This is a genomic window from Tepidibacter aestuarii (assembly GCF_934924865.1).
Taxonomy (GTDB): Bacteria; Bacillota; Clostridia; order Peptostreptococcales; family Peptostreptococcaceae; genus Tepidibacter_A; species Tepidibacter_A aestuarii.
The window spans coordinates 3,153,039-3,177,012 of sequence record NZ_OW235315.1 but is presented as its reverse complement, the minus strand read 5'-3'; the positions used below and the strand labels follow the sequence as shown (position 1 = coordinate 3,177,012).

27 protein-coding genes are annotated in these 23,974 nt (G+C 32.4%); 26 read left to right on the top strand and 1 reads right to left on the bottom strand.

The features are described 5' to 3' along the window. Window positions 1-46: 46 nt before the first annotated feature. On the bottom strand, window positions 47-736 hold the full coding sequence (locus tag M2214_RS15495) for a polysaccharide deacetylase family protein (RefSeq protein ID WP_248480759.1): 690 nt from the start codon (window positions 734-736) through the stop codon (window positions 47-49). A 344-nt stretch (window positions 737-1,080) separates the two neighbouring features. On the opposite strand from M2214_RS15495, the gene glpX (M2214_RS15490) reads away from it, so the two are divergent. From glpX (M2214_RS15490) to atpD, 26 genes are all read left to right on the top strand, one after another. Then, a complete protein-coding gene (gene glpX, locus M2214_RS15490; protein WP_248480757.1) occupies window positions 1,081-2,082 on the top strand; it encodes a class II fructose-bisphosphatase in 1,002 nt (333 codons plus the stop codon). Between the two features lie 98 nt (window positions 2,083-2,180). Continuing rightward, window positions 2,181-3,149 carry a class II fructose-bisphosphatase gene (gene glpX, locus M2214_RS15485; protein WP_248480755.1) on the top strand — a complete coding sequence of 323 codons (969 nt, stop codon included), beginning with the start codon at window positions 2,181-2,183 and terminating at the stop codon, window positions 3,147-3,149. A gap of 310 nt (window positions 3,150-3,459) precedes the next feature. Next, window positions 3,460-4,830 (top strand): transcription termination factor Rho, encoded by a 1,371-nt coding sequence (rho, locus tag M2214_RS15480; protein ID WP_248480753.1) that lies wholly within the window; start codon window positions 3,460-3,462, stop codon window positions 4,828-4,830. A 97-nt stretch (window positions 4,831-4,927) separates the two neighbouring features. Beyond that, window positions 4,928-5,128, top strand: a complete 201-nt coding sequence (gene rpmE, locus M2214_RS15475) for a 50S ribosomal protein L31 (RefSeq protein WP_248480751.1) — start codon at window positions 4,928-4,930, stop codon at window positions 5,126-5,128. Window positions 5,129-5,417: 289 nt separating this feature from the next. Next, window positions 5,418-6,002 (top strand): thymidine kinase, encoded by a 585-nt coding sequence (locus tag M2214_RS15470; RefSeq protein WP_248480748.1) that lies wholly within the window; start codon window positions 5,418-5,420, stop codon window positions 6,000-6,002. Window positions 6,003-6,160: 158 nt separating this feature from the next. Beyond that, window positions 6,161-6,862 carry a nitrite/sulfite reductase domain-containing protein gene (locus M2214_RS15465; RefSeq protein ID WP_248480746.1) on the top strand — a complete coding sequence of 234 codons (702 nt, stop codon included), beginning with the start codon at window positions 6,161-6,163 and terminating at the stop codon, window positions 6,860-6,862. A 59-nt stretch (window positions 6,863-6,921) separates the two neighbouring features. Beyond that, on the top strand, window positions 6,922-7,356 hold the full coding sequence (locus M2214_RS15460; RefSeq protein ID WP_248480741.1) for a hypothetical protein: 435 nt from the start codon (window positions 6,922-6,924) through the stop codon (window positions 7,354-7,356). A 447-nt stretch (window positions 7,357-7,803) separates the two neighbouring features. Beyond that, window positions 7,804-8,760, top strand: coding sequence for a DUF1385 domain-containing protein (locus M2214_RS15455; protein ID WP_248480740.1), 957 nt, complete (start codon window positions 7,804-7,806; stop codon window positions 8,758-8,760). After that, window positions 8,717-9,562, top strand: coding sequence for a peptide chain release factor N(5)-glutamine methyltransferase (gene prmC, locus M2214_RS15450; RefSeq protein ID WP_248480739.1), 846 nt, complete (start codon window positions 8,717-8,719; stop codon window positions 9,560-9,562). Before M2214_RS15455 ends, prmC begins: the two co-directional genes overlap by 44 nt. Before the next feature lie 40 nt (window positions 9,563-9,602). After that, entirely contained in the window at window positions 9,603-10,673 is a 1,071-nt protein-coding gene (gene prfA / locus M2214_RS15445) for a peptide chain release factor 1 (RefSeq protein WP_248480738.1), read from the top strand. Between the two features lie 154 nt (window positions 10,674-10,827). After that, the gene (locus M2214_RS15440; protein WP_248480737.1) at window positions 10,828-11,505 is read left to right on the top strand and encodes a ZIP family metal transporter; all 678 of its coding nucleotides are present in this window, start codon (window positions 10,828-10,830) and stop codon (window positions 11,503-11,505) included. Between the two features lie 46 nt (window positions 11,506-11,551). Further along, window positions 11,552-12,565 (top strand): L-threonylcarbamoyladenylate synthase, encoded by a 1,014-nt coding sequence (locus M2214_RS15435; RefSeq protein ID WP_248484891.1) that lies wholly within the window; start codon window positions 11,552-11,554, stop codon window positions 12,563-12,565. Window positions 12,566-13,047: 482 nt separating this feature from the next. Next, window positions 13,048-13,497, top strand: a complete 450-nt coding sequence (gene rpiB, locus M2214_RS15430; RefSeq protein WP_248480736.1) for a ribose 5-phosphate isomerase B — start codon at window positions 13,048-13,050, stop codon at window positions 13,495-13,497. 23 nt (window positions 13,498-13,520) lie between these two features. Next, on the top strand, window positions 13,521-14,150 hold the full coding sequence (gene upp, locus M2214_RS15425) for a uracil phosphoribosyltransferase (RefSeq protein ID WP_248480735.1): 630 nt from the start codon (window positions 13,521-13,523) through the stop codon (window positions 14,148-14,150). Between the two features lie 310 nt (window positions 14,151-14,460). Continuing rightward, window positions 14,461-14,949, top strand: coding sequence for a deoxycytidylate deaminase (locus M2214_RS15420; RefSeq protein WP_248480734.1), 489 nt, complete (start codon window positions 14,461-14,463; stop codon window positions 14,947-14,949). Between the two features lie 21 nt (window positions 14,950-14,970). Then, window positions 14,971-16,008 carry a glycosyltransferase family 4 protein gene (locus tag M2214_RS15415; protein WP_248480733.1) on the top strand — a complete coding sequence of 346 codons (1,038 nt, stop codon included), beginning with the start codon at window positions 14,971-14,973 and terminating at the stop codon, window positions 16,006-16,008. Between the two features lie 11 nt (window positions 16,009-16,019). After that, a complete protein-coding gene (gene wecB / locus M2214_RS15410) occupies window positions 16,020-17,165 on the top strand; it encodes a non-hydrolyzing UDP-N-acetylglucosamine 2-epimerase (RefSeq protein WP_248480732.1) in 1,146 nt (381 codons plus the stop codon). Window positions 17,166-17,434: 269 nt separating this feature from the next. Further along, on the top strand, window positions 17,435-17,665 hold the full coding sequence (locus M2214_RS15405) for an AtpZ/AtpI family protein (RefSeq protein ID WP_248480730.1): 231 nt from the start codon (window positions 17,435-17,437) through the stop codon (window positions 17,663-17,665). 4 nt (window positions 17,666-17,669) lie between these two features. Further along, the gene (locus tag M2214_RS15400) at window positions 17,670-18,062 is read left to right on the top strand and encodes an ATP synthase subunit I (RefSeq protein ID WP_248480728.1); all 393 of its coding nucleotides are present in this window, start codon (window positions 17,670-17,672) and stop codon (window positions 18,060-18,062) included. A 1-nt stretch (window position 18,063) separates the two neighbouring features. Next, window positions 18,064-18,756, top strand: coding sequence for a F0F1 ATP synthase subunit A (gene atpB / locus M2214_RS15395; RefSeq protein WP_248480710.1), 693 nt, complete (start codon window positions 18,064-18,066; stop codon window positions 18,754-18,756). 51 nt (window positions 18,757-18,807) lie between these two features. Next, complete coding sequence (atpE, locus tag M2214_RS15390; RefSeq protein ID WP_248484889.1) at window positions 18,808-19,065, top strand: ATP synthase F0 subunit C; 258 nt, start codon at window positions 18,808-18,810, stop codon at window positions 19,063-19,065. Between the two features lie 68 nt (window positions 19,066-19,133). After that, on the top strand, window positions 19,134-19,640 hold the full coding sequence (atpF, locus tag M2214_RS15385) for a F0F1 ATP synthase subunit B (RefSeq protein WP_248480709.1): 507 nt from the start codon (window positions 19,134-19,136) through the stop codon (window positions 19,638-19,640). Then, window positions 19,628-20,170, top strand: coding sequence for a F0F1 ATP synthase subunit delta (locus tag M2214_RS15380; RefSeq protein ID WP_248480707.1), 543 nt, complete (start codon window positions 19,628-19,630; stop codon window positions 20,168-20,170). Before atpF ends, M2214_RS15380 begins: the two co-directional genes overlap by 13 nt. 16 nt (window positions 20,171-20,186) lie before the next feature. Continuing rightward, window positions 20,187-21,689 carry a F0F1 ATP synthase subunit alpha gene (gene atpA, locus M2214_RS15375; RefSeq protein ID WP_248480705.1) on the top strand — a complete coding sequence of 501 codons (1,503 nt, stop codon included), beginning with the start codon at window positions 20,187-20,189 and terminating at the stop codon, window positions 21,687-21,689. A gap of 27 nt (window positions 21,690-21,716) precedes the next feature. Further along, window positions 21,717-22,562, top strand: a complete 846-nt coding sequence (gene atpG / locus M2214_RS15370; RefSeq protein ID WP_248480703.1) for an ATP synthase F1 subunit gamma — start codon at window positions 21,717-21,719, stop codon at window positions 22,560-22,562. 12 nt (window positions 22,563-22,574) lie between these two features. Continuing rightward, on the top strand, window positions 22,575-23,972 hold the full coding sequence (atpD, locus tag M2214_RS15365; RefSeq protein ID WP_248480701.1) for a F0F1 ATP synthase subunit beta: 1,398 nt from the start codon (window positions 22,575-22,577) through the stop codon (window positions 23,970-23,972). Window positions 23,973-23,974: the final 2 nt, after the last annotated feature.

The following is a 23,974-nucleotide window of genomic DNA, read 5'->3' as shown; positions in this document are numbered from 1 at the left end:
GAGTTTATATATAAACTCACAGCCTTCTGTTGTAGATCAAAGTTTTTTAGATGTTTATATAGTCTGATATTTCATCTAGAGGAACTTTAATTTCAGTGCTTTCATCATTAATATTATAAATTATAAGGTTTTTATCTGTAAAATATATTCTTTCGAATATATTTTCATTACCAATTGGATTTTCAACATTCAAATTTTCATTTTTAATAATATCATCTACAATTGATTTTACTTTTTCTATAGATTCCTCAGATTTAAATAAGTTTTCTGCATTTATTAATTTTCCGTTTTTCATATTGATATTAATATTAATTTCTTCATGAAACTCAACATCATCAGGTTTATTTACAAAATTATATTTAATACTTAAAACATTATCTGTTTTTGACGTTATTTCCAAGCTTTCATCAATAACATTACCTTCTGAAGTTAGAACTTCATTATAACTTAGAAATTTATCTTTTATAGTTTCGTTAATACTATTTTGTAACTCTTTATCTTCTAGTCCTTTTATTTGAGGATATGTAATTTCTAAATCTACATCTTCTTCATAAATCTTAGTTTTAAATATATTAGTAATAAATTCGACTTCATAAGAATTGTCATTTAAAACATTCTCTTGTTTTGCATTGCTGCTTACATCAGTAGAGCTGGTCATATCTTTTTTATTACATCCAACTGATAATAAAGTTAGTAAAAATAGTATTATACATGATATTTTTTTTAGGTTTTTCATAATTTAAACTCCTTTTACATATATTAAGATTTAATTTTATTTTATAACATAGATTATTTAATAAGGTTACAATTAGATTACAATAGTAAATTAATTAAAAAATATATAATGCAATTAAATAAATTAACAATATAAGAAAAGGTATGAATTCACTCTATAACTGGCGGTTTTTTGTATATATTAAGTACTAATAGGTATAAATAGATTAAATATTAGTGATATATAAGTAAAAATGAAAAGAAATATATCATAAATAATAAAAAATATGACATATATCTTTACAAAATGTTTAAATATGATGTATAATTAAAGTGAAATTTGTATTTAACGGGAGGAAGTTGATTATGGATAGAAATTTAGCGATGGAGATTGTTAGGGTTACAGAGACTGCTGCACTTGCTAGTGTTAGATTTATGGGTAAAGGTGATAAGAACGGAGCGGATGGGGCTGCTGTTGAAGGTATGAGAAAGGCTTTTTCTAGTGTTAAGGTAAGAGGAGAAGTTGTTATTGGTGAAGGTGAGCTTGATGAGGCACCTATGCTTTATATAGGTGAGAAAGTTGGATGTGGAACTGATTCTGATATGGAGGTTGATATTGCGGTTGATCCTTTAGATGGAACTTCATTAATTGCTAAGGGGCTTCCAAATGCTATTGCTGTAATTGCCATGGCTAAAAAAGGATGTCTACTTCATGCACCAGATACATATATGAAGAAGATGATAGTAGGACCTAAAGCTAAGGGATGTATAGATATAAATGATTCAGTAGAAAACAACCTAACAAGGGTTGCAAAAGCGCTAAATAAAGAAATATCTGATTTAACACTTATAATACAAGATAGAGAAAGACATGATGAAATAGTTGCTGAGGCAAGAAGACTTGGCGCTAGAATAAAAATGTTTGGAGACGGAGATGTAGCTGCTGGTATCGCAACTTGTTTTGAAGATACTGGTGTTGATATATTAATGGGAATAGGTGGAGCACCTGAGGGTGTAATAACTGCAGCTGCTGTAAAATGTATGGGCGGAGATATGCAAGGAATTTTACATCCTATGAGTGATGAAGAACAAACTAGATGTTATGATCTTGGACTTAATGATGAGGACATAAAAAAAGTATTAACTCTTGATGAGATTGCTAAAGGAGATGAGTTATTCTTTGCAGCAACAGGAATAACAGAAGGTGAGCTTTTAAAAGGTGCTGTATGTTATGATAAAAATAGAATAAAGACTCATTCTGTTGTTATGAGATCTAAAACTGGAACTATAAGATTTGTTGAGGCTGTTCATAGACTTGACAAGAGTAAGATAATAGAAGATCTTATGGAGAAATACGGAAACATATAGGTGAAAAATTTATAGAACATACATGTTGAAGAGGTTGACTTTTTAAGTAGTATAACATATTATATATATTGTGATATACTTGAAAGGGGGAGTTTGGTATGGATAGAAATTTGGCTATAAATTTAGTTAGAGTTACAGAAGCTGCTGCTATTGGAGGATCTAAGTACTTAGGTAGAGGAGACAAAAATATAGCGGATCAAGCGGCTGTTGATGGAATGAGAAAGATGTTTGATACTATTGATATAGATGGAGAAGTAGTTATAGGTGAGGGTGAAATGGACGAAGCACCTATGCTTTATATCGGAGAAAAAATAGGAAGACGCTCAGTTGATTCTATTAAGGTAGATATAGCTGTAGATCCTTTAGATGGAACTAACTGTGTTGCTAAAGGACTTCCTAATGCTATTGCAGTAGTTGCTCTTGCACCTAAGGGATGCTTACTTAATGCACCTGATATGTATATGGATAAAATTGCTGTTGGACCAAAGGCTAAAGGTCTTGTAAAACTAGATAATCCTGTTAGCTACAATTTAAACATACTATCTAATGTACTTAATAAGAGTATGGATGATTTAACAGTTACTATGCTAGATCGTGATAGACATTCTAAATTAATACAAGAATGCAGAGCGGCTGGAGTTAGAATAAAATTATTCAATGAAGGTGATGTAGGAGCTGCCATGGCTACTTGTTTTGATGACACAGGAATAGATATGATGGTAGGAATAGGAGGTGCTCCAGAAGGAGTACTAGCAGCAGCAGCGCTTAAATGTATGGGAGGAGATTTCCAAGGTAGACTTGTTCCTTTTGAAAAACAAGAAGAACAAAGATGCTTAGATATGGGAATTGACCATAAAAAAATACTTACTATGGAAGACTTAGTAAAAGGAAATGAAGTTTATTTTGCAGCTACTGGTATAACTGATGGCGACTTTTTAAAGGGAGTTATATATAAAGGTAACAAAACTGCTCATACACATTCTGTAGTAATGAGATCGGAAACTGGAACTATAAGATTTATAGAAGCTATACATAAATTGGATACAAAACCTAGTTATGCAAAGTAGGTATAAAAAATAAGCATATGGATATACATATAAAGAGAGATTTTATCTCTCTTTTTTATATGTAAGGGAATTACAACACATCTAATTTATGCATGCAATTAACGAATGAATAGGAGTAGCAACTGTTTTAAGCAACTGAGCCCATAGGACTAATTATGTCCATTAAGAATACGCTAAAATCAAGCTGTTTTTTTTCTCTTGACCTTGCAATATAACAGTGGTAATATTACCTTATTAGATTTTCACTTCTATATTCACATCTTATTTTCCCGAGGTTAAATTAAACGTTTTATATTTGGAGGGATACCTATTGAACCAAGAAGAATTAAAAAGTAAAACCATAGCACAGCTTAGAGAAATTGCTAAAGAACTGAACATAAAATCTGCAACTAAATACAAAAAACTTGAACTTATAAATATGATACTTGATATAGATAAAAATGAAAAAAATAGTGATGTTGAAAAAAAGAATGAAACCGAAAAAAAGAATAAAATTGAAAATAAGATAGAAGAGTTAAAAGTTCAAGATAATCATATTCCTAAGAAGGTAATAAATGAGTTGAGAAATGATCAAAAACAAGATATAGCACATGGAGTTTTGGAAATACTACCTGATGGATATGGTTTTTTGAGAGGCTCAAACTATCTTTCAACAGGACAAGATGTTTACATATCACCATCTCAAATAAGAAGATTTAACATGAAAACGGGAGATAAGGTAATGGGTATTACTAGACCTCCAAAGAGCGGTGAAAAGTTTAGAGCATTACTTTATGTTCAAAAGATAAATAATGAAAATCCTGAAAAGAGTATAAGAAGACCTTCTTTTGAAAAATTAACACCTATATATCCTGATGTTAGAATTAATCTTCAAAACGAGCAGCATCAAATAGCTACAAGGCTAATAGATTTAATAGCACCTATAGGTATGGGACAAAGAGGACTTGTTGTAGCTCCTCCTAAAGCCGGAAAGACTATACTCCTTAAAAACATAGCTAACAGTATATCTACTAATTATCCAGATGTTGAACTTATAGTGCTTTTAATAGATGAAAGACCTGAGGAAGTTACTGATATGCAGGAATCTATAAAAGGTGATGTTATATATTCAACTTTTGATGAATTACCATCTCATCATATAAAAGTAGCTGAAATGGTACTTAATAGAGCACAAAGACTTGTTGAGCATGGAAGAGATGTTGTAATACTTCTTGATAGTATTACAAGACTTGCAAGAGCTTATAACTTAACAATACCGCCAACAGGAAGAACTTTATCTGGAGGACTTGATCCTGGAGCGCTTCATGGACCTAAAAAATTCTTTGGAGCAGCTAGGAATATAAGACAGGGTGGATCGTTAACTATACTTGCAACAGCTTTAGTTGAAACAGGATCTAGAATGGATGATGTTATATTTGAAGAATTTAAAGGAACTGGAAATATGGAAGTTCATTTAGATAGAAAGCTTGCTCAAAAGAGAATATTCCCAGCGGTTGATATAGCGAAATCTGGAACTAGAAAAGAAGAATTACTTCTTACTAGTGAAGAGATGAGTCTTCTTTGGAAGATTAGAAAATCGATTGGAAACAATACTCAGGAGTATACGGAAAAGATGATAAAATTCTTAAAACAAACAAAAAATAATAATGAATTTGTAAATTTAGTAAATAAGAACATTTAATCTTGAAGAGAAAATAGTCATATGATATAATGTAAGAGTTGAATATTGATAAGAAAATAAAATTAACATAATCAAAAAGCTGAAAGAGGTGAAAAAGATGAGAAAAGATATACAACCAAAATATGAAGAAGTAACTGTACATTGTGCATGTGGTAATACATTCAAAGCAGGATCAACTCAAGATGAAATAAGAGTAGAGATTTGTTCAGATTGTCACCCATTCTACACTGGAAAGCAAAAGAACATTGAAAAAGGTGGAAGAATCGACAAGTTCAAGAAAAAATTCAACATTGGTTAATAGTGGAGGTTGGTTAATCCAGCCTCTATTTTATTTATATAAGATATAATATAAATTTAAATATATGAATAATGTTGGTCGAAAAAGTAAATTTGCAACTAATTTAAGCTGTGCATTAGCATGAAGCGAATTGATTACTCTATAGGAAATTATAATATTTTCAACTTGTGTATAACATTGATGAAAGTACTATAGTCTCAACTATTTTGAGCAACGGAGTCCATAGGACTCGTTGGCGACATGAGTCAATGCGTAGCATTAGACGAATTTTTCTTTGGAGGAGATTTTTATGTATAGACCTGTACATCATGGATACATAGAAGTAGTTATTGGCCCTATGTATAGTGGAAAAAGTGAAGAACTTATAAGAATACTTAAAAGATCAAAGATAGCAAAGCAGAATGTAGTAGCATTCAAGCCAGCTATAGACAATAGATATAGTAATGAAGATGTTGTATCTCATAATGGGTCAAGCGTTACTGCTATTCCTATAAAGAGTGCAAAAGAAATTTACAATCATATAGATTCAGATACACAAGTTGTTGGTATTGATGAGGTTCAATTCTTTGAAGATGAAGTTGTTGATATTGCTCTTGACCTTGCAGATAAAGGGATAAGAGTAATAACAGCTGGACTTGATATGGACTTTAGGGGAGAGCCTTTTGGTCCTACGCCAAGGCTCTTAGCTGTAGCTGAATTTGTAGAGAAACTTCAAGCTGTATGTATGGTTTGTGGAAACCCTGCACATAGAACTCAGAGATTAATAAATGGACAACCTGCTAAATACGATGATCCAATAATATTGGTTGGAGCTACAGAAAGTTACGAAGCAAGATGCAGAAAATGTCATGTAATTATAAAAGAAGATGATTAAATTATTATACATATAGGGTTATATCCTATATGTATTTTTTTGAAAAAAATTAAGCGAATTATTAGATAGGATACATAAAATGAGTATTGCAACAAATATCATATTTAAAGATTATATAAAATAATGGTATAATACTAACTGATTGGAGGAGGAAAATTATGGCTAAAGCTGTGTTTGAACAAATTAATGGATCTTTTGCACTTGTACTTGTTTCTAATTGTGGAGTTATAAGTGTTGAGAGTTTATGTGATTTATCTTGTCAGTTAAAAGAGATGGGGGTTCCTGTTGTAAAACTATCTAGTAGACAGACACTAGTTGTTGTTGGAAGTTTAGAGCAATTACAAGAGGTTGAAAAAGTAGCACCTGAGTTTGGATTTAAGATAGGTAATTTTGGTGCTCAGGTTAGAAATGTTAAAGGTTGTAGTGCAGGAGAAGGACTTTGCAAAAGACAACTTGATACAGCTCTTAATTTAGGAATAGAGCTTGAAAATGAATACTTTGGGATCGAGACTCCGCATGATTTTAAAATAGCGGTAGCTGGATGTCCAAGGGGTTGTACCGATCCTTTATGTGCAGATTTCGGAGTTATAACTAAAGGAAAAGACAAGTTTGATGTTTACATAGGAGGTAGAGGAGCGACTGTTAAGCCTATACATGCTACAAAGATATACAACAATATATCTAGAGAGAATGTGAAGGCTGCTTTAAAACATGTACTTGATGTTTATATAAAAGAGGGCAATAAAAAAGAAAGAATCTTTAGAACTATAAATAGAATAGGAATTGAAAAATTTGTAAACAAAGATATTGAGGAAAATAAAAAACAACATGTTGATGAAGAATTTTTAGCTTTTATATAATAGAGCAATAGGTTAGAATTAAGCTTCGCTTTATTATACTTAATAGGGGGAAAATTTGCATGAGTGATATTTTAGATACTATAGAAATATTGAATAATATATGTGAGGAATGTCCACTTTACAATACTGAAAATTGTAATAATAAAAAATGTTTGATTGGATATTCTAAAAAATTATTGGAATTTTCAAAGCTTAAAGGTGTTATACAAATAGAGGGTGCATCTAGCATGATTCCAAAGAATGATGTTAAATATTATGGAGAAGATTTAATATGCTCCGGTATAGCTAATACTTGTGCTCATTGCAAGAATTGTCAAGAAAATCATAATGAGGATTGTATTATAGCTATTCTTAGAAAATGTCTTGAAAATACGGTTATAAAGAAGAATATCCCGTATAAGGGTTCTGTTTTTATGTATTTGATGGATCTTAAGAATGAGAACTCAGAAATAGCAGCTCTTGTAAATGAGAGAATGAAAACTGTTAATGCATAGATTCGGCTATTAAGCAAAAAATGACGCTCATTGAAATACCGCTACTTAGTCATCATTTTTATAAAACTAAAGATTACGTCTTATTAAATATTCTAAAACTTCTTAAATTCGTTATCGTCAAACAAAGAAGTTTCTTAGCGCATATTTAAACGCCGTAATCTAAGTTTTATAGAAAAATGTTGACCGAAAAGTAGCTAATATTTTAATGAGCGTCATTTTTTATGTAGCTCTTCAGCGTTTGTGTGGACTAAAAAAATATTTATAATAAAAAATCTTTTATGCATAATAAAATTATATAAGTCTCAATCTATAGATAGCGTTTATAAAAGAGCTGAAGTATTAACTATTTTAAACAATAAAACCTTTAAAGAATTAATTCATAGGTTTCACGAATATGTGCGAATTTTATATTTTTATGATAATATATATTGGAAAGGAGATGAGCCTATGAGTAAAAGTACTGTCGGAGGACAAGCTGTAATGGAAGGCGTTATGATGAAGAACCAAAATAAGATAGCTGTGGCTGTTAGAAAATCAGATGGAGATATTGAGATAGATAAAAAGAATATTAAAAGCTGGGTTATTGATAAGGGATTTAACAAGATACCATTTTTAAGAGGTGGATTTATACTTCTTGAAACTATGGTTGAAGGGATTAAGGCTCTTAATTTTTCTGCTCAGTTTTTTGACGAAGAGGAAGAAGTTGAACCTTCTAAATTTGAAAAGTTCTTAGAAGATAAGTTTAAGGATAAGACTAATGATATATTGATATATTTTTCTATGTTCATAGCTTTAGTATTTTCTATTTTATTGTTCATATTATTACCTACTTTTTTAGGTGGTATATTAAAGAAAGTTACTGATAATGTGATGATTTTAAATTTTGTAGAGGGATTAGTTAGAATTGGAGTATTTTTAGCGTATGTTTCGATTATATCTTTAAACGAGGATATAAGAAGAGTGTTTCAATATCATGGAGCAGAGCATAAATCTATTTATTGTTATGAGGAGGGTCTTGATCTAACTGTAGAAAATGCAAGAAAATTTTCGACTCTTCATCCAAGATGTGGGACGAATTTTATGTTCATAGTTATGATTGTATCTATGCTTATATACTTTTTATTTGGGTGGCCAAATCCGTTAGTAAGAATTTTAAGTAGATTAGTATGTATACCTATTGTAGCTGGTATATCATATGAGATTATAAAAATTGCTGGAAAGTACGATAATGTATTTGTAAGAATTATTTCATTACCTGGAATGATGCTTCAAAAAATTACGACTAGAGAACCAGATGATGAGCAGTTAGAGGTAGCGCTATGTGCTCTAAAGGCTGCACTTGAAGAAGAGGTGGAAAAGAATGACTATAAGACAGATGATGAAAAAGTGGGTAAGAGAGCTTAGCAACAGTACTACTGCAAAGCTTGATGTTGAACTTGCTATGTGTAAGGTACTTGATGTAACTAGACTTTATATACATCTTAATTTAGATGAAGAGATTTCTAAAAAGAACGAAAATAGGATTGAAGCTCTTTTAAAGCAAAGAAGAAAAGGAAGACCTATGGCTTATATTATAGGGAAGAAAGAGTTTATGGGGCTTGATTTCTTTGTTAAAGAGGGCGTATTGATTCCAAGACCAGATACAGAAGTGTTGGTTGAAGATATCATAGAGCAGGCTAAAAAAATAGATAATCCTTTGATAGTTGATATAGGAACAGGCTCTGGTGCTATAAGTGTATCTTTAGCTAAGTATATAAACGGTTCAAAGGTATATTCTCTTGATATATCAGATGATGCTCTTGAGGTTGGAAGTATTAATGCTAAGAATAATGAGGTAGAAGATAAGATAACTTTCTTAAAGTCGAATGTATTTTCAGCACTTGAGAATGAAGATGTTAAATTTGATATAATAGTATCCAATCCTCCTTATATAAGACGCGCTGATATATCTGGTCTTGAGGTAGATGTTAAGGACTATGAACCTTCTTTAGCTCTTGATGGAGGAGAAGATGGACTTGATTTTTATAGAAATATAACTCAGGATTCTATTAAATTTATAAAGGATAATGGAATCTTAGGTTATGAAGTGGGATATGATCAAGCTGAGGATGTAAAAAAAATAATGATACAAAATGGATACGGTGATATAAGGATATTAGAAGATTTGGCTTCTATAGAAAGGGTTGTTATAGGGACAAAAATTTGATATAATGAAAAATTGATATACTGAGAGAGGTGGAAAACTTATGTTTGATAAAGTTGAAATTATAGAAGATAAGTATAAAGATTTAACTCAAAAGATTGGTGATCCTGAAGTAATTAACAGACAATCTGAATGGCAAAAATATATTAAAGAGCATGCGGAAATAGAACCTATAGTTATGAAGTATAGAGAATATAAGGAAGCTATTGCGGGAATTGAAGAATCAAAGCAAATACTTCAAGAAGAATCTGATGAAGAGTTGAGAGAACTTGCTAAGATGGAATTATCTGAGCTTGAAGATAACTTACCTAGCATACAAGATGAGCTTAAGCTTTTACTTGTTCCTAAAGATCCTAATGATGAAAAGGATGTTATCGTTGAGATAAGAGGTGGAGCTGGTGGAGATGAAGCTGCACTTTTTGCTGGAACTTTATTTAGAATGTATTGTAGATATGCAGAATCAAGAAGATGGAAAGTAGAATTAATGAGTAGTAATGAAACTGGTGTAGGTGGATACAAAGAGGTTTCTTTCTCTATAAAGGGAAAAGGAGCATATTCAAGACTTAAGTATGAGTCTGGAGTTCACAGAGTTCAAAGAATACCAGCTACAGAATCAGGTGGTAGAATACATACATCTACTGCTACTGTTGCGGTTTTACCAGAAGTTGATGATGTTGAAGTAGAAATCAATCCTAATGACTTAAGAATAGATGTTTTCCGTTCTTCAGGAAACGGTGGACAGAGTGTTAATACTACCGATTCTGCTGTAAGAATAACGCATCTTCCAACAGGAGAGGTTGTATCATGTCAGGATGGAAAGAGTCAGCTTAAGAATAAGGAAAAGGCACTTAAGGTATTAAAGGCTAGATTGTTTGATAAGGCACAAGCTGAACAACATAAAGAAATAGCAGCTGAAAGAAAGAGTCAGGTTGGAACTGGAGATAGATCTGAGAGAATTAGAACTTACAACTTCCCTCAAGGAAGAATTACTGATCATAGAATAAACTTAACTTTATACAAGTTAGATAGTTTTATAGAGGGACAATTAGATGAGATGATAGATTCACTTATAACTGTTGACCAAGCTGAAAAATTAAAGGCTGTAAATAACTAAAATATTAGTCCTATGTTATTCTTATGAATAATATTAGGGCTTTTTTTCTAAGAAAAGAATATTTTAAGCATAATTTTCATAAAACTTATTGAGTGTCTAACTGAAAATTATTATTAATTTTTATGGTTGCATTAGATGGTTTGGGGGGGTAGCTTTGCTTAAAATTACTTTGCTTGGTTTTTTGTGTGGGGTTATTGGTACTTTTATTGGTGGAGTTATAGCTTTTATATTTAGGAATAAGGCTGATAGATACTTAAGTATGTTTATGGGTCTTGCAGGAGGCATCATGTTGTCTGTAGTTACCTTTGATTTATTGACTGAGGCTATGGATTCAATAGGTGTTAATTTAGCTATAATTTTTACCTTTGTAGGTGTTTTTGTCAGCATGATTATAAAGCAGTTTACTCATTTTGAAGGTATGTTGAAGACTGGATATCTTATATTTTTTAGTGTTTTATTACATAATTTCCCTGAAGGGCTTGCTATAGGATCATCCTTTAGTTTAAAAGAATCACTTGGGATTACTTTGGTAATAGTAATAGGTATACATAATGTTCCTGAGGGGATTGCCATGGCGTTAAGCCTTATAAAAGGAAGAATGAATATAGTAAAGGTTATGCTATTTACTATACTCGCTGGTATTCCAATGGGAATAGGCAGCTATATAGGTGCCTATTTTGGAGAGGTATTTCATGGATTTGTAGGTTTTTTCTTGGCAATAGCATCTGGAACGATGCTTTATGTTACTATAGAAGAGATTTTTCCTAATTCAAAAACTATATACACTATAACAGGGTTTTTATTGGGAATTTTGATGGTTAGTATATTTTGATACTTATGATGAGGTGAGATAGTTGAAAAAGACTTTGGTTTGCAAAATGGATAAGGATAATATTGATATAGATAAAATACAGGAATTTGGAAAGATTTTAAGAGACGGCGGAACTGTTATATTTCCAACTGAAACAGTTTATGGATTAGGCGCTGATGCACTTAATGAAAAAGCAGCTAAGAAGATATATGAAGCTAAAGGAAGACCGAGTGACAATCCTTTGATAGTTCATATTGCTGATAAAGAAAAGATTCATGAAATTGCTGCTGATATAGATGAGAGAGCTTATAAGGTTATGGATAAGTTCTGGCCGGGACCTATAACAATAGTATTAAAAAAGAAGGATATAGTGCCAGCTATTACTAGCGGAAACTTAGATACCGTTGCGGTTAGAATGCCGTCTCATCCTATAGCTCTATCCCTTATAAAGGAGAGTGGAGTATGTGTTGCAGGTCCATCTGCAAATATATCCGGAAGACCATCTCCTACTGATGAGGAGAATGTATATGAAGAGATGAATGGTAGAGTTGATGGTATTATACTTGGAGGAGATTCAAATGTTGGACTTGAATCTACAGTTCTTGATTTAACTGGGGACATACCTATGGTATTAAGACCGGGTGGAGTAACTCTTGAAGAATTAAGTGAGGTTTTAGGAAAAGTTGTTATTGATCCTGCAATACTTGAAAAAAACGAGAATATAATTGCAAAGGCACCTGGTATGAAATATACTCACTATGCTCCAAATGCAGAGGTATTTATTGTTAAAAAAGATGATGGGGATTATGTGGATAAAATCAACAGATTAGTTGATGAAAAAGTTAAAGAAGGTAAAAAAGTGGGGATTATGTGTATAAATAAAAATAAAGATAAGTATAAAGGTGAAGTTATAGGTCTTGGAGATGATTTAAATGGAGTAGCTTATAGCTTATTCAAAACTTTGAGAGAAATGGATAAAAAAGGTGTGGATATTATATATTCTGAAGAGTTTGAGAAGGGTGGAATTGGGCAAGCTATAATGAATCGTCTAACAAAGGCGGCGGGGTATAAATTTGTATAGGTTTTAGTTTGATGATTTATGCGTTTAAGCGAAAAATGATACTCATAAAAATACCGCTACTTAGGTTAATATTTAAATATAACTATAGATTAAGCCTTATTAAATATCCTAAAAGTTCTGAACTTCCCGTTGATCGGACAACGAACTTTTTTTATGTATATTTAAACGTCTCAATCTAAGTTATATAGTAAAATATTAACCAAAAAGTAGCTAACATTTTGATGAGCATCATTTTTAGTATTGGGATTAAAATGAATATACAGAGCAACATAAAAATCTTCAGTCTATACAAATTTAAAGAGATAAGAAAATAAAAAAGATAAAAGCATTAAAAATAATAGATAAGATTTAAAAGAAAAAATAAAAAAACATAAAAAAATTAAAATAAAAAGAAGGAATATAAGAATTTATGTCGAAATACTATTAGGTTTGTAATTAATTCGATTAAAAAGGCTTTAAAATTAATTTGGAGGTGAACGTAAGTGAAGAAAATAGGAATTGCAAGTGACCATGGAGGATACAATTTAAAGGAAGAGATTAAAAAGCACCTACAAGGTGAATATGAAATTGTTGATTTTGGAACTGACTCATTGGATTCTGTTGACTATCCAGATTATGGAGTTAAAGTTGCTGAGGCTGTAATGAGTGGTGAGGTTGAAGAAGGAATACTTTGCTGTGGAACAGGAATAGGGATATCTTTAGCAGCTAATAAGGTGCCAGGAATAAGATGTGCTGTTGTTTCTGATACTTTCTCAGCTAAAATGTCTAAGGCTCACAATAATGCTAACATGATATCTTTAGGAGAGAGAGTAGTTGGAAGAGGACTGGCTCTTGAGATAATAGATGCATGGGTTAGCACTGAGTTTGAAGGCGATAGACATCAAAGAAGAGTTGATAAGATAACAGAAATAGAAAAAAAATATTCTAAATAGATTTTTAAAGGGAGGCAAATTAAATGTCAAAAGTAGTTATGATGAATCATCCATTAATACAACATAAGTTAACTCTTATAAGAGATAAGAATACGGGTTCTAAGGATTTTAGACAATTAGTAAAAGAAGTTTCTATGCTTATGGGATACGAAGTAACAAGAGATTTAGCTTTAGAAGAGGTTGAAATTGAAACTCCAGTTACAAAAACTAAGTCTAAGGTTATATCAGGAAAGAAATTAGGAATAATACCTATATTAAGAGCTGGTCTTGGAATGGTAGATGGAATACTTGAGTTAGTTCCAGCAGCTAAGGTTGGACATGTAGGTCTTTACAGAGATCCGGAAACTTTAAAGCCAGTTGAGTACTACTCAAAGTTTCCTGCTGATATAGAGGAGAGAGAATTTATAGTAGTAGATCCTATGCTTGCTACAGGTGGTTCTGCAGTTGCTGCTATTGATGTTTTAAAGAAGAGAGGCGCTAAATACATTAAGCTTGTAAACCTAGTGGCTTGCCCAGAAGGTATAGCAGAAGTTGAAAGATGTCACCCGGATGTAGATATATATGTAGCGTCTATTGATGAAAAATTAAATGATCACGGATATATAGTTCCAGGTCTTGGAGATGCTGGAGATAGATTATACGGTACTAAGTAATACTTTGAGTGTGTCATATGGCACACTCTTTTTTTATAAAAATATTTTTAAAATACAAGAAGTTTTATTATTCAATATAGATGCATAAGTATTCATTTTAATAATAGAAAATAAACAAAAAAGAGTATTTTGAAATCTTTATTTTTATGATTTGAAAAAAATAATATGCAAAACTAAAGTGTATATTTTATAGAAATTATTTACATTTATTCCTGTAGAATTATGAATTAACTTGTGTATAGTTTATATACATAATATAATGGAGATAGCTTGGTTAGAATTTTAGTTTTAAAGTAATGGAGGAAAATTTATGGAGAGAAGAGATAAACATAACTATTATTTAGATATAGCAAGATCAGTTCTTGAAAGAGGAACATGCCTTAGACGTAATTATGGAGCTATTATTGTCAAGAATGATGAGATAATATCTACAGGGTATACTGGAGCTCCTAGGGGGAGAAAAAATTGTAGTGATATGGGATATTGTTTAAGGGAAAAGATGAATATTCCAAGGGGTCAAAACTATGAAAAGTGTAGAAGTGTTCATGCTGAAGCTAACTGTATTATATCTGCTAGTAGAAGAGATATGATTGGATCAGTTCTTTATTTAGTTGGAAAAGATATGAAGACTAAAGAACTTGTAAAAAATGCCAATTCATGTACTATGTGTAAAAGGCTTATATTAAATTCTGGTATAGAAAAAGTAATAATAAGGGAAACTAATCAAAGTTTTAGAATTATACACGTAAATGAATGGATAGAAAATGATGATTCCCTAAGTAATGATATGGGATATTAAAATATTTAAAGAGGTGAAAATATGAGTCAGATTATTATTGCGATTATTTTATCGTTTGGAATATCTTATTTTTCAACGCCGCTTGCTATTAAGCTTGCACATAGAATAGGAGCTATAGATATACCAAAGGATGATAGAAGAGTACATAAAGATCCTATACCAAGGCTTGGTGGGATTGCGATATTTTTTGGATTTTTCCTAACTAGTATTTTTATTGTAGATATAGATAAGGAAATAATAGGAATACTACTTGGAAGTCTTGTTATAGTTTGTATGGGTATAATTGATGATTTAAATGAAATAGGAGCCAAAACTAAACTTTTAGGTCAGATAACAGCTGCCGTAATAGTTGTTACTTGCGGAGTTAGAGTTGAATGGGTTACAAATCCGTTTACTCAAAGTGGAATAACTCAACTTAGCTTAATATTATCTGTCCCTGCCACTATATTTTGGATAGTTGGTATAACTAATACTGTTAACTTAATAGATGGATTAGATGGACTTGCGGCAGGAGTATCTGCAATAGCTGCTATTACACTTGCTTTTGTAGCTTTTGCTAATGATCAGCAAACAGCAGCTGTACTGTTGATCTGCTTAGCGGGGTCTGCTATTGGATTTTTACCTTACAATTTCAATCCAGCTAAAATATTTATGGGAGATACTGGCTCTTTATTCTTAGGATATATATTAGCTGTTGTATCTATACAAGGGGCTATAAAATCAGCAGCAGCTCTTGCAATATTTATACCGGTACTTGCTCTTGGAATACCTATATTTGATACTACATTTGCGATAATAAGAAGAAAGCTGAGTGGAAAACCTATAATGCAGGCTGATAAGGGACACCTTCACCATAGGCTTTTGAGCAAAGGATTATCTCAAAAGAAAACTGTCCTTATACTTTATGGAATAAGCTTATTCTTGGGTGTTAGTGCGGTTTTAATATCTGAGAGTAATTTATTTGAATCAACTATTATACTTATGTTAGACGCACTTTTTATATACTACGGAATAGTTAGATTAAAGCTTTTATCACCAGAAGATAGTGAACTGAAATAGGGGGATTTACAATGAACAAAATAAAAGTTATGACTGTATTTGGAACAAGACCAGAAGCTATAAAAATGGCTCCTTTAGTTAAAAAAATGGAGCAAAATGAAAGAATAGAGTCTATAGTTTGTGTAACTGCACAGCATAGAGAAATGTTAGATAGAGTACTTGAAATATTTGATATAGAGCCTAAGTATGACTTAAATATTATGAAGCACGGTCAAACTATAACAGATGTTACTAATAGAGTTTTAAAGGAGCTTGAAAGCGTAATAGCTAATGATAGACCTGATATCCTACTGGTTCATGGAGATACTACAACTACTTTTTCTGCTTCTTTAGCAGCTTTTTATAATAAAGTGCCAGTTGGACATGTAGAGGCTGGACTTAGAAGTGGTAATATATACTCTCCATACCCTGAAGAAATGAACAGAAAGCTTACAGGAATGATCTCGTCTATTCACTTTGCACCTACTATTGGAAACAAAGAGAATCTACTAAAAGAGAATATAGATGAGGATAAAATATGTGTAACTGGAAACACTGTTATAGATGCACTTTTATCTGTAATAGATGAAGATTATAAATTCAACAATAAAGATATAGATGATATAGATTATGATAATAATAAGGTTATACTTCTAACTTGTCATAGAAGAGAAAATTGGGGCAAGCCTATGGAGGATATATTTAAAGCTATTAAAAGAGTGGTTCAAGATAATGAAAACGTAGAGGTTATATTCCCTATGCACTTAAATCCTAAAGTTAGAGATTGTGCAAAATCTATAATGGGAGATATGGATAAGATACACCTTATAGAACCTCTTGATTATGAACCTTTTGCAAACCTAATGAATAAAGTAGATGTAATACTTACTGATTCTGGAGGGATACAAGAAGAAGCTCCAGCTATTGGAAAGCCTGTTTTGGTTCTAAGATGTGAAACTGAAAGACCAGAAGCTGTAGAAGCTGGAACTGCAAGAGTTGTAGGCGTTGATGAGGAAGAAGTTTATAAATCGACAAATCTGTTAATAAGAAATGAACAAGAATACTCTAAAATGTCAAATGCAGTAAATCCATACGGTGATGGTAAAGCTTGTAATAGAATAATTGAGCATTTAATAGCGAATTATGGAGGAAACCTAGAAAAAACGAAGAATTTTTAAGTTAATAATCAAAAATGCTTGAATTTGACTTGGGAAAAAGATTTCATTAAATTTGATTTTTAATCCGCTGGAATATATAATATATATATGGGCGGATTTTATCCCAAATATACTCAAAATTTAGATTTATGAAATAAGGAAAATGTTTTCATTGAAAAATGTGGCATTTATAGTATATAATCTTGGTTAAAAGGTATTATAAATGAACATTATTACACATAATAGTTTTAAAATTAACAAAAATCGACCAGGTATAGGGGAATAAAACTATGAGTAAAAAAAATAAGTGGTTTGAAGCTGTAGTTTACTTAAGCTTAGTATCTCAAATAGGTATATACATGTTAGCCCCAATTCTTATATGTGGTTATCTAGGAAGTTTAATCGACAGAAAATTCAGTACAGGGCCTATTTTTTTTATCATATTGGTTTTGATAGGAATTGGAGCAGGCTTTGCAAATGCGTACAAAGTAGCTATATCAGTTATAAAAAAAAGGAAGTGATCCTTTGAAATCGACAATAGGAATGATTTTTAACATAATAAAAGTGATGGTTGTAGTATTTGTCCTTGTAGTCATCGTTGCTTTTTTAACAGATATGTTTTCGAAGGAACTTCTATGTGGACTTGCATTTGGCAGTATTTTTTCAATATTAAATCTTAGACTTTTGTCGCTTGCCTTGGAAAAAGCAGTAAATATGAATCCAGGAAAGGCACAAGGGTATGTCCTTTCAAGGTATATTATGAGACTTATTATAACAGCGTTAGTGCTACTTATATCTTTAAAAGCGACATACATAAATATTATAGGAACCATAATAGGTTTACTTTTACCTAAAATTAGTATATTGATTGTGAATCTATTTGGTATAGAAAAAATTATTAAAGGAAAGGAGGCGTAATATGAACGGCCCTAAGATTATGTTTACAATTCCCGGCGTTAATATACCTGTTAGTGAAACAGTAACCACAACATGGCTTATTATGATCGGGCTTACATTATTCGCATATTTTGGAACTAGAAAGTTTGACAAAGTTCCAAAAGGATTCCAAGTTTTTGTGGAATCACTTGTAGATGGATTATACGCTATAGTAAAACAAACTATGGGAGAAGACAAGATGAGATTTGCTCCTTATATAGGAAGTTTATTCTTATTCTTTATGTGTTCCAATCTTATAGGATTATTAGGACTTAGATCTCCTACAACAGATCTTAATACAACTTTAGCTTGGGCTCTTATAACATTTGGTATGGTCCAATACAATGGAGTTAAGAGCAAAGGTTTAGGAGGATATTTAAAAGGGTTCGCAGAGCCAATACCAGCTATGTTACCTCTTAATATAGTTGGAGAACTTGCAAATCCAATATCATTAAGTTTTCGTCCTTTTGGTAATATTACAGGAGGTATGGTTATAATGATGCTTTTATATCAACTACTTGCGTATTTAAGTGGTTTGATAGGTATAGGTATACCAATACTTCAGGTAGGTATACCATCAGTACTTCATATTTATTTTGATTTATTCTCTGGAGTACTTCAAGCATTTATATTTATAATGCTTACAATGGTTTTTGTTTCAGGTGCTATTGATTAAAGAATTATATAGAAAATACATAAAAATGATTAGGAGGAATTTAAAATGGAAATGGCAAAAGCGATAGTTTTAGCAGGATCAGCTATGGGAGCAGGTTTAGCAATGATAGCAGGTATAGGAGCAGGTATAGGACAAGGGTTTGCAGCAGGTAAAGGTGCAGAGGCTGTTGGAAAGCAACCAGAAGCACAAGGAGATATAATAAAGACTATGCTTTTAGGAGCAGCGGTTGCAGAGTCAACTGGTATCTATGGTCTAGTTATAGCAATGCTTCTTTTATTTGCTAATCCACTAATGAAGTTTTTAGGATAATAAAAATAGGAGATGGAATCATCTCCTAATAAAAGAAAGTGGAGCAATTAGCAGAAGGGAGGATTACGATGTACAAAAGCTTTGTAAGTTTAGACTGGGATTTTGTATTTCAACTTGTAAATACATTTATAATGTATTTAATACTTAAAAAGTTATTATTCAAACCCACTACAGAATTTATGGCAAAGAGAACTGCTGAAGTAGAAGGCTCTTATAAAGATGCAGAGGAAGCAGTTAAAAAAGGTGAAGAACTTAAAGCTGAATATGAATCAAAGATAAATTCGGCTAAAGAAGAGGCTCAAGAAATAGTTAAGAATGGTTCAAAGAGAGCTGAAGAAAGAGCAGATGAAATAATCAAGGCAGCTCAAGAAGAAACAGTTCAACTAAAAGAAAGAGCTAATAGAGAGATTCAAAGAGAAAAGCAAAAAGTTATGAATGAGCTTAAAGATGATATATCATCTCTAGCAATTTTAGCAGCTTCTAAAGTTATAGAAACTGATGTAGATGAAGCTAAGCATGAAAAATTGATAGGAGATTTTATAGAAGAGGTAGGCGAAGCTAAATGGCAAAATTAGTTGCTAGTAGATACGCTAATGCTTTATTCGAAGTTGGAATTTCAGAGGGGACTACTGCAGATTTAAATGATGAATTAAAGGTTATAGTAGATCTTTTTGATCAAAATGAAGACTTTTTAAAAATACTTAAAGCTCCTTTGATTTCTAAAGAAGAGAAGAAAGCATTAGTTGAAAAGATTTATAAGGATAAGACTTCTTTAGAAATGATGAACTTTTTAAAAGTTTTAATAGATAAGGATAGAATAGGAATTATAGATGAGATATTTACTGAGTATAACGCTTTGATAAATGAGAAAAATAACATCTTAGAAGCTGTTGCTATAACAGCAGTACCTATGAGTGAAAAAGATTTAAATAATCTTAAGCAAAAACTTTCTGAAACTAAAGGCAAGAATATAATACTTAAAAATGAAGTTGATAAGAGTGTTATAGGTGGAGTTTTAGTTAAAATGGGTAACGAAGAAATAGATGGAACAATAAAAACTCGTTTAGAAAAATTAAAAGATCAGTTATCTCAAATAATAGCGTAGAAGGGCGGTGAAACCCATGAATTTAAGACCGGAAGAAATTAGTTCAATTATAAAAGAACAAATAAAAAAGTATGAGAATAAATTAGAACTGACTGATGTTGGTACAGTTACTCAAGTTGGAGATGGTATAGCTAGAGTTCATGGACTTGAAAAGTGTATGGCAGGAGAGCTTTTAGAGTTTCCTGGTCAGATTTATGGAATGGCATTAAACTTAGAGGAAGAATCTGTAGGAGCCGTTTTACTTGGTTCTGAAGAAAATATAAAAGAGGGCGACACTGTTAAAAGAACTGGAAGAATAGTTGAGGTTCCAGTAGGAGAGGCTTTATCTGGTAGAGTTGTTAATGCATTAGGACAACCTATAGATGGTAAAGGACCTATCAATAGCGATAAGTTTAGACCTATAGAGGCTATAGCTTCTGGTATAATATCTAGAAAATCAGTTCATGAGCCTTTACAAACAGGTATTAAAGCAATAGATTCTATGATTCCAATAGGAAGAGGACAAAGAGAGCTTATCATCGGAGACAGACAAACTGGTAAGACTTCTGTTGCTCTAGATACTATAATCAACCAAAAAGGTAAAAATGTTAAGTGTATATATGTAGCAATAGGACAAAAACGTTCTACAGTTGCTCAAATAATGGATAGATTAGAGTCTAATGGTGCTATGGATTATACTACTATAGTATCAGCTACTGCATCTGAGCTTGCTCCACTTCAATATATGGCTCCATATGCTGGTTGTGCAATAGCGGAAGAGTTTATGTACAATGGTGGACATGTTTTAATAGTTTATGATGATTTATCTAAACATGCGGTTGCTTATCGTGCAATGTCACTTCTTCTTAGAAGACCACCAGGACGTGAGGCATATCCAGGAGATGTATTCTACTTACATTCAAGATTACTAGAAAGAGCAGCTAAATTAGCTGATGAGTTAGGTGGAGGATCTATAACTGCACTTCCAATAGTTGAAACTCAAGCAGGAGACGTTTCGGCGTACATACCTACAAACGTAATATCTATAACAGATGGACAGATATTCCTAGAGACTGAGCTTTTCAACTCTGGAGTTAGACCTGCTGTTAACCCTGGTATATCAGTATCAAGGGTTGGAGGTAGTGCGCAAATTAAACCTATGAAAAAGGTTGCAGGTACATTAAAACTTGCTTACTCACAATATAGAGAACTTCAAGCGTTTGCTCAGTTTGGATCAGACCTTGATGAGGATACAAAGGCAAGACTTGCTCAAGGGGAAAGAGTCGTTGAAATGCTAAAGCAGGGCGAGAACGATCCAATACCTGTTGAAAAGCAAGTTATGATAATATACGCTGTAACTAACAAATTCTTAACTGATATTCCTGTTAGTGAAATAGGAAGATTTGAAAGAGAATTATATAAGTTTATGGATGAGAATTACCCACAAGTTGGTAAAGATATACTTGATGGAAAAGATTACAAAGAAGGATTAGAAAGTGCCATAACAGAATTCAAAAAAAGATTTAAAATTGAAGAGTAATCCTCTTTAAACAGGAGGTGAAATAATATGGCTGGAATGAAGGATATTAAAAGACGTATTAAGAGTGTCGGTAACACTAAGCAGATAACTAAAGCTATGGAGCTTGTTTCATCAGCTAAGTTAAAAAGAGCTAAAGAACAAGCACAAGCTACTAAGCCGTATTTTGAAACTCTTTATGCTACTATAGAAAAGATAGCTAAAAGTGCTAAAGGAGTTCAAAGTATATTTTTAGAGCAAAGAGACTCGTCTAAAAAATGCTATGTAGTTATAGCAGGAGATAGAGGACTTGCTGGTGGATACAACTCAAACGTCTTAAAGACTGCAATAAATCATATGGAACACAAACAAGAGAGTATTATAGCTATTGGGAAAAAGTCTGTCGATTTCTTTAACAAAAGAGGCTATAATATTTTAGATAAATTTACTGGAGTTGAAGACTTAACTTATGCAGATGCTAGAAAGGTTGCAGCTACTGCAATTGACGCATATGCAAAGGAAGAAGTAGATGAAGTATATCTTGTGTATACTAAATTTGAATCAACTTTAACTCAAACACCAGAGGTGTTAAAGCTACTTCCTCTTTCTTTTGAAGAAGATAAGGAAATTACAAAGAGAGAAATGATTGAGTTTGATCCAGGAGAAGAAGAGGTACTTGAATATTTAGTTCCTAAGTTTATGGAAGGATCTATATATGGAGGTATAGCTGAATCTTCTGCATCAGAACAAGGAGCTAGAAGAACTGCTATGCAATCTGCTACTGATAATGCAGACGAGATGATTTCTAAATTAGAATTAAAATACAATAGAGCAAGACAAGCATCTATAACTCAAGAAATATCAGAGATAGTTGCAGGTTCAGAGGCGTTAAAATAAGGAGGTATGAAAATGCCAGAAAAGAATATAGGTAAAGTGGTTCAAATTATCGGACCCGTACTAGACATAAAGTTCAGTAGTGAAAACTTACCAAACTTACTAAATGCGATTGAAGTAGAATATAATGGAAACAAAATAGTGGCAGAGGTAGCTCAACATATAGGGGATGACACTGTTAAGTGTATCGCCATGAGTTCAACGGATGGACTTGTTAGAGGTATTGACGCTTTAGATACAGGAGCACCTATATCTGTTCCTGTTGGAAAAGGTACATTAGGAAGAATATTCAATGTACTTGGAGAGGTTGTTGATAACAAGCCTGCTCCAACTGATTCTCCAAAGTTACCAATACATAGAGAGGCTCCTTCTTTTGAAGATCAAGAGACTTCTACTGAAATTCTTGAAACAGGAATAAAGGTAGTTGACCTTATAGCTCCTTATGCAAAGGGTGGTAAGATTGGTCTGTTTGGAGGGGCAGGAGTTGGTAAGACAGTTCTTATAATGGAGCTTATCAACAACATAGCTACTCAACATGGTGGACTTTCAGTGTTTGCTGGAGTTGGAGAGAGAACTAGAGAAGGTAATGACCTTTATAATGAAATGATTGAGTCTGGAGTTATCGATAAGACTGCTCTAGTTTACGGTCAGATGAATGAGCCACCTGGAGCGAGAATGAGAGTTGCGCTTACAGGACTTACTATGGCTGAGTATTTCAGAGATCAAGAAGGACAAGACGTATTATTATTCGTTGATAATATATTCCGTTTCACTCAAGCAGGATCTGAGGTTTCTGCGCTATTAGGACGTATGCCATCTGCCGTTGGATACCAACCAACACTAGCTACAGAGATGGGTGCTCTTCAAGAGAGAATAACATCTACTAAGAAGGGTTCTATCACATCTGTTCAAGCAGTATACGTTCCAGCCGATGACTTAACTGACCCGGCACCAGCTACAACATTTGCCCATCTTGATGCTAAGACAGTTTTATCAAGAGATATAGCATCTCGTGGTATTTACCCTGCGGTTGATCCACTTGATTCAACATCTAGAATACTAGATCCAAATGTTGTTGGAGCTGAGCACTATGATGTAGCTCGTAGAGTACAATCAGTTCTTCAAAGATATAAAGAACTTCAAGATATTATCGCTATACTTGGTATGGATGAATTATCTGATGAAGATAAAATGGCTGTTGCTCGTGCAAGAAAGATACAAAACTTCTTATCTCAACCATTCAGTGTTGCTGAACAGTTCACTGGTATGGAAGGTAAATATGTACCTCTTAAAGAAACTGTAAGAGGATTTAAAGAAATCCTTGAAGGTAAGCATGATAACTTACCAGAATCAGCTTTCCTTTATGTAGGTTCTATAGAAGAGGCAATTGAAAAAGCTAAGAAGGGAGAGTAGAT